Annotated in this window: 3 protein-coding genes; all 3 read left to right on the top strand. The window is 44.0% G+C overall.

Translation table 11 applies throughout. The features are described 5' to 3' along the window. Positions 1-263 precede the first annotated feature (263 nt). Positions 264-1,751, top strand: a complete 1,488-nt coding sequence (nagE, locus tag AACQ17_RS04010) for an N-acetylglucosamine-specific PTS transporter subunit IIBC (RefSeq protein ID WP_013857296.1) — start codon at positions 264-266, stop codon at positions 1,749-1,751. 328 nt (positions 1,752-2,079) lie between these two features. After that, positions 2,080-3,750 (top strand): glutamine--tRNA ligase, encoded by a 1,671-nt coding sequence (gene glnS, locus AACQ17_RS04005; RefSeq protein WP_017048027.1) that lies wholly within the window; start codon positions 2,080-2,082, stop codon positions 3,748-3,750. 226 nt (positions 3,751-3,976) lie between these two features. Then, the coding region (locus tag AACQ17_RS04000; protein WP_094167656.1) for a FimV/HubP family polar landmark protein at positions 3,977-7,113 on the top strand (3,137 nt) is incomplete at its 3' end.

The raw sequence follows: 7,113 nt of genomic DNA, 5'->3' as shown, positions 1-7,113 counted from the left end.
TTTAGCTTACATGCTATTCGACGATGAAACAGGCAAATATTATCGCCTAATTTCCATTTTTTTTAATTGTAAAATAAGTTTTATGATCTCGCTAGCAAAAACCTTGGTATTTGGCAGATTGTGGTGATTATGATCACAAATGATAAGGTTTTAATTTGCGGAGCAAAATTAATATCATAAACTGAGTTTGACTAAATTGAGCGACTAAAATAAGTGGCTCAACCAAATACAAAAAATCCTAAATCCTATAGGGGGAACTTAAGGTGAATATTCTTGGATACTTTCAAAAAGTAGGCAAGGCGTTGATGGTACCAGTTGCCACATTGCCAGCTGCCGCGATACTAATGGGTATTGGTTATTGGATCGACCCAAATGGGTGGGGTTCAAACAGTGCCTTGGCTGCATTCCTGATTAAAGCAGGTGCTGCAATCATTGATAACATGTCTGTACTGTTTGCTGTTGGTGTGGCTTACGGTATGTCTAAAGATAAAGACGGTGCTGCTGCATTGTCGGGTTTTGTTGGTTTCTTAGTCGTGACGACTTTACTTTCTCCAGGAGCCGTTGCACAGATCCAAGGTATTGATCCAAGCGCAGTTCCTGCTGCTTTTGGTAAAATCAACAACCAGTTTGTTGGTATTTTAGTAGGTATTGTTTCTGCTGAAATCTACAATCGCTTCTCTACTGTAGAACTGCATAAAGCATTAGCCTTCTTCTCTGGCAAACGCCTAGTACCTATTTTGACGTCGTTTGCTGGTATTTTTATCGCCTTCGTTCTGATGTATGTATGGCCGCATGTTTATGGTGGTCTAGTATCGTTTGGTGAATCGATTCAAGGTCTAGGTTCTGCGGGTGCAGGTATCTATGCGTTCTTTAACCGCTTGCTAATCCCTGTTGGTCTTCATCACGCACTGAACTCAGTATTCTGGTTTGACGTTGCGGGTATTAACGACATTCCTAACTTCTTAGGTGGTGCAAAATCTATCGCTGAGGGTACTGGTATCCCAGGTGTAACGGGTATGTACCAAGCAGGCTTCTTCCCTATTATGATGTTCGGTCTACCTGGTGCGGCATTGGCTATTTACCACACATCTACAGCGAAGAATAAAGAGAAAGTTGCTTCTATTATGATTGCAGCTGGTTTTGCTTCATTCTTTACCGGTGTAACTGAACCTCTAGAATTCTCGTTCATGTTCCTTGCTCCTGCACTATATGTACTGCATGCAGCATTGACGGGTCTATCAGTATTCATTGCTGCTTCAATGCAGTGGATTGCGGGTTTCGGTTTCTCTGCAGGCCTTGTGGATATGGTATTGTCATCACGTAATCCACTGGCGGTTAATTGGTACATGCTAATAGTTCAAGGTATTGTGTTCTTTGCTCTCTACTATGTGATTTTCCGTACCGTTATTTTGAAATTTGGCCTTAAAACACCAGGTCGCGAAGATGACGACAGCGATAGCAAAGTATCAGGCGCGAAAGAGTCTTCTGAGCTCGCTAAACAATACCTTAAAGCTCTAGGCGGTCACAGCAACCTATCTAACATCGATGCTTGTATCACTCGCTTACGTTTATCTGTCAATGACATGAGCATTATCGACGAGAAAACATTAAAAGCATTGGGTGCAATGGGTGTGGTGAAACTGGGTACTAATAACCTACAAGTTATCTTAGGCCCTCTTGCTGAAATCGTTGCTGGTGAGATGAAGTCTATCAATGCAAACGAAGATCTTTCTAGCGTGAAACTTCCTTAGTCTTAATCGCAACCGATGATTAGGTTATTTTAAAGCCTCTGCTTCATGCAGAGGTTTTTCTTATTCATCAAATGAGCGCTATTCAAATTTAAGGCTGCCCACAACGGTAGCTTTTGCCTATTTCTTACGCCCTTTGCCTGAAATTTTGCTTAGCTTAGCCAGACAAAAGGCAATGTCTTGAAATAATCGCAGGAAATGCCCACTTTTTATTGTGCAAGAGCGGATAATTGTGGATCATTAGCGACAAACTTTCTGTTTCTGCAAGCATTACTGCTCTTACATACAGAAAAATCTTCTGACGATACTAAATAATTTTGAGGTGCTATAGATGAGTGAAGCTGAGGCTCGTCCATCGAATTTTATTCGCCAAATCATTGATAAAGATTTAGCGGATGGCAAACACACAAGTGTGCATACTCGTTTTCCGCCCGAGCCAAATGGTTACCTGCACATCGGTCATGCTAAATCTATCTGCTTAAACTTTGGTATTGCTCAGGACTATCAGGGACAGTGTAATTTACGTTTTGACGATACAAACCCTGAAAAAGAAGATATGGAGTACGTTGAGTCAATCAAAGCTGACGTGAAATGGCTCGGCTTCCAATGGTCTGGTGATGTTTGTTATTCGTCAGATTATTTTGACAAACTATACCAATACGCGGTTGAGCTGATCCAAAAAGGTCTGGCTTATGTTGAAGAGCTCAGTCCAGAAGAGATCCGTGAATATCGAGGTACATTGACTCAAGCAGGTAAGCCAAGTCCGTACCGCGATCGCAGCATTGAAGAAAACCTAGCCCTATTTGAGAAAATGCGCGCTGGTGGTTTCGAAGAAGGCAAAGCGTGTTTACGTGCCAAGATTGACATGGCGTCATCCTTTATGGTGATGCGCGATCCTGTGCTTTACCGTGTTCGTTTCGCTGAGCATCACCAAACGGGTAACAAATGGTGCATTTATCCAATGTACGATTTTACCCACTGTATCTCGGATGCCTTGGAAGGGATCACGCACTCAATTTGTACCCTAGAGTTTCAAGATAACCGCCGTCTGTACGATTGGGTGTTGGAAAATATCACGATTGATTGTCGACCACATCAGTATGAGTTTAGCCGTTTAAACCTTGAATACACGGTAATGTCTAAGCGTAAACTAAACCAGCTGGTTACGGAAAAATTAGTGGATGGTTGGGATGACCCACGTATGCCGACGATTTCAGGTTTACGCCGCCGTGGATTCACACCAGCATCGATTCGTGAGTTTTGCAAACGCATAGGTGTGACAAAACAGGAAAATATGATCGAATTCAGTTCGTTAGAGTCTTGTATCCGTGAAGACTTAAACGAACATGCGCCTCGCGCCATGGCGGTTCTTGACCCTGTAAAAGTGGTGATAGAAAACTTTGAGGCGGGTAAAGTCGAGACGTTAACGCTGGCAAATCATCCAAACAAGCCTGAAATGGGCGAACGTGAAGTTCCATTTACTCGCGAATTGTGGATTGAACGTGAAGATTTCCGTGAAGAAGGCAACAAGAAATACAAACGTTTAGTGCTAGGCAAAGAAGTTCGCTTACGCGGCGCTTACGTAATAAAAGCAGAGCGCATTGAAAAAGATGCACAAGGCAATATTACGACAATATTCTGCACTTACGATATGGATACTCTGGGTAAAAACCCGGCTGATGGACGCAAAGTGAAAGGTGTTATTCACTGGGTATCTGCCGATAAAGCCTTGCCAGCTGAAATTCGTTTGTATGATCGCCTATTTACCGTTCCCAACCCGGCGGCAGCTGACAACTTTGCCGAAACTATTAACCCGGATTCATTGGTTAAAATTAATGGTTTTGTTGAGCCTAGTTTGGTGTCGGCACACGCGGAGCAAGGTTATCAGTTTGAGCGCATGGGTTATTTCTGTGCTGACTCGAAAGATTCTAAACCAGAAGCGTTGGTTTTTAACCGCACAGTGGGTCTACGTGACACTTGGGCAAAAATAGACGCAGAGTAAGCTTAAGTACTATTTAAAAAGGTCAGCCAATGCTGGCCTTTCTTTTTATTATGGTACTGTTTTTGTCTGAGCAAGCTCACTTAGCGGGGAAAAATGTGTGAGATTCCTGCGATTATCGTAGTCGTGACACATTTTTTACCTTGCGTCCTATAGTTTTGCTAGCGTTATCCGATATATTAAACAGATCATCGTATTTATTTATTCCAAGCACATAGCTGAGCCTTATATGCGTCAAATTTTTCAGCGTCTACTGTTGCCGATAGCAATGGTTGCCGTGACTCAGACTTCTATCGTTAGTGCCGAGAGCATTCGCCTGGTTGGGCCGAATGGTGAGATCCAGTCTTCTCCTCAATTTTCAGAAAATCTCACTCAAACTCGTAATCTTCAGCAGGCTAATAGCCAACCATCGACGTTTTTTGGGCCAACCTTAGACAGCGACACTTTGTGGTCTATTGCCACTCGACTACGTCCATCGAATAACGTCACTGTACAACAAACCCTGCTGGCCATTTATCGGCTAAACCCTCAGGCGTTCGAAAATCAAAATATTCACAGTTTGATCCCAGGTAGCAACTTACGTGTTCCATCATTGGCACAGGTAAATAGTGCGCCCACCCAAGAAGCGGTCAATATCATGGCCGCGCATCAAGCCAAATTGAATGCTAATACGGCGCAGCCAACAGCGCCTGTTACTGCTGCTTCTACAGCTTTGCCTGAAAAAACAATTGCCTCTACTGTCGCTCAACCAGTTGTTGAAAAGACGAAGAGTGAACCTGTGCTAAAAGATATTGGCACACAAGTTGCGAAATCTGATACTGAATTACTGGCGCTTGAAGAGAAAAATCATAAGTTACGTTTGATGCTGGCAGATGTTCAATCTGAAGTCGATGCACTCAAAGGAGAACTCGGTGACGAAAACCGCATTCGCTCTGAAGTTGAAAAGCTACTTGATGAAGAACGTAGAAAAGCATTAGAGGCGCAAAAGCTTGCACCAAGTGCACTTGATCAACTGCTTTCCAACTCTTGGTTGGTCGCCGCTCTCGCCATTATTCCTGGTCTGTTAATTGGTTTACTGGTTGTGATGTTGCTTGGCCGCCGATCCAAGCCAACGGAGCAGCCTGTTGTCACTCAAGGTAATCAAGAGCCCATAACGCCAATGGCTGCTGGCAGCCTTGAAGATATTGACGATGATTTAATGCTGGATGATGACTTGTTTGGTGAGTCTGATGATAGTGAGAAGTTATTTGGTGACGACATCACACTGGATGATGAAATCGATGACAATGCTGAGCAAGAATCGGACATTTTTGCCGATTTAGACGATACAGATTTAGACTTCAACCTCGAAGGTGAAGATGGCGAAGACCCATTTGCGAGTATCGGCGATGATGGTGATCTTGCTGCGGATTTAGAAGATTTGACCGCTAGCAGTAACGGCATCAGTGTTGGTGCTGACGAAAAAGCTGTCGGTCTCGATGAGATGGCGCGAGCTTTAGACGAAGCGTTATTAGATGAAGATGATAGCGAAACAGAATTTGATTTATCCGATGATGATGATTCCATTTCTGAAGACGACATTGACGCGTTATTGGCTGGAGATGATAAAGCTGAAGATCTCGGAAGCGATACTTTAGATCAATCGCTACTTGACGATTTGTTTGCCGCCAATAGTGATGACGATCATCATGATAGTTTTGACTTTGATTCATTATTGGATGAGTCCGAAGATGATTTCAACTTGGATTCAGAAGAGCCCGAGCTAGCAAAAACCGGCGGTAACTTCGATTTAAAAGAAGCAGAGCTAGCGTCGGATAGTGAACTTGATGATCTATTCGCAACGATTGAAGCGCAATCTGACCTCACCTCAATAGAAACTGATTCCTCCACTGAAACAGCGCTGCTGGATGAATTATTAGAAGAGCAAGATGAAGACGTCCTAGCAATTGATAGTGACAGTGTCGAACTGCTCGATGAGCTACTCGGTGATGATGAAGAGAACGAGACAGACTTATCGGAAAGCACCGACTTACTTGAAGAACTTGTGCAGCCCGATAAAGACATCGCTTCGAGCGAAGAAGATATTGATGATGTTGACTTCACTGGTGATCAAACTCTGTATGAGTTATTGGGTGAAGAAACTACGGAATCCGACATTGAAACCGAGCTGGATGAGAATAGTACAGAGCTATTGGACGAACTATTTACTGACAATGGTTCTGAATCACTTGAGTTTGAAAAGGCAGACCAAGAGCAAGAAGGTGCTGAAGATAAGGATAGTCTCGCTGAAGAAGATGGTACGGCATTATTTGAAGAGTTGCTGGAAATCGAGCTGCATGCTCAGAATATCGAAGAGGCCGAACAGCAAAATAGCGAGTTGTTGGATAATGAAAACGATAGCGTTGAAGATTCCGAGTTTAACAGCGACATCTTCATTGACGATCTGCTAAGTGCCGCTCCTGAAAAAGATCCTCTACTGGATGATGAACAGATGGGAGTGGTTGATGGCGACATTGATGAAGAATTTATCGACGACTCATTTGATTTTAACCCAGAAATTGAAGGGGCAAGTTATCCGGATCTGAAGCCGAATGAGGAGCAACCTCTAAGCAGCTCGACATCCCCGGAAAAAATAGAACCCGCACAGGTTAGCAAACCAGAAGTCAGCCCTAACGAATTTGGAGTTCCACAAGATGAAGACTGGGACATTGGTGAGCTAGAAGACGAAGAACCAAGCCAAGCTGATGTTGAGCCGCTTCAAACTAATTCAGCAGAATCATCGGCAAAGGACCATGTTGAGGAGCTCCACGATGACAAGTTAGTGGAGTTCGAAGAAGAAGATCTCCTTGCTTCCTTTAATGAGCCATCGCTAGAAGAACAGTCACAGAGCGAGCTTTCCGAAGTCCAACTGCCAGAGCAGTCAGAAGAAGAGGCGCTGGCGGATGCGATAGCCGAGCCTCAAGAAGCGGCGTCAGAGCTTGTTGCTCAAGAAAGTGTTGAAGCGATTGACGAGCAAGCCTTGCCTGAATTTAGTGAAGAAGATGCACTTGCTTCAATTAACGAGCCTCCTCTAGAAGAAGAAAAGGAAGACGAGAGCGACCTTACGGATCTTGAGCTTCCAGAGTACACAGAAGAAGACGCGCTTGCGGATGCGATAGCCGAGCCTCAAGATGCGGCGTCAGAGCCTGTTGCTCAAGAAAGTTTTGAAGCGATTGATGAGCAAGCCTTGCCTGAATTCAGTGAAGAAGATGCACTTGCTTCAATTAGCGAGCCTTCTCTAGAAGAAGAAAAGGAAGACGAGAGCGACCTTACGGATCTTGAGCTTCCAGAATACACAGAAGAAGACGCGCTGGCGGATGCGATAGC

The organism is Vibrio sp. V10_P2A27P122 (assembly GCF_963874335.1).
GTDB classification, from domain to species: Bacteria; Pseudomonadota; Gammaproteobacteria; order Enterobacterales; family Vibrionaceae; genus Vibrio; species Vibrio anguillarum.
Note: the sequence above shows the minus strand (reverse complement) of the source record. Positions and strands in the feature narration are given on the sequence as shown.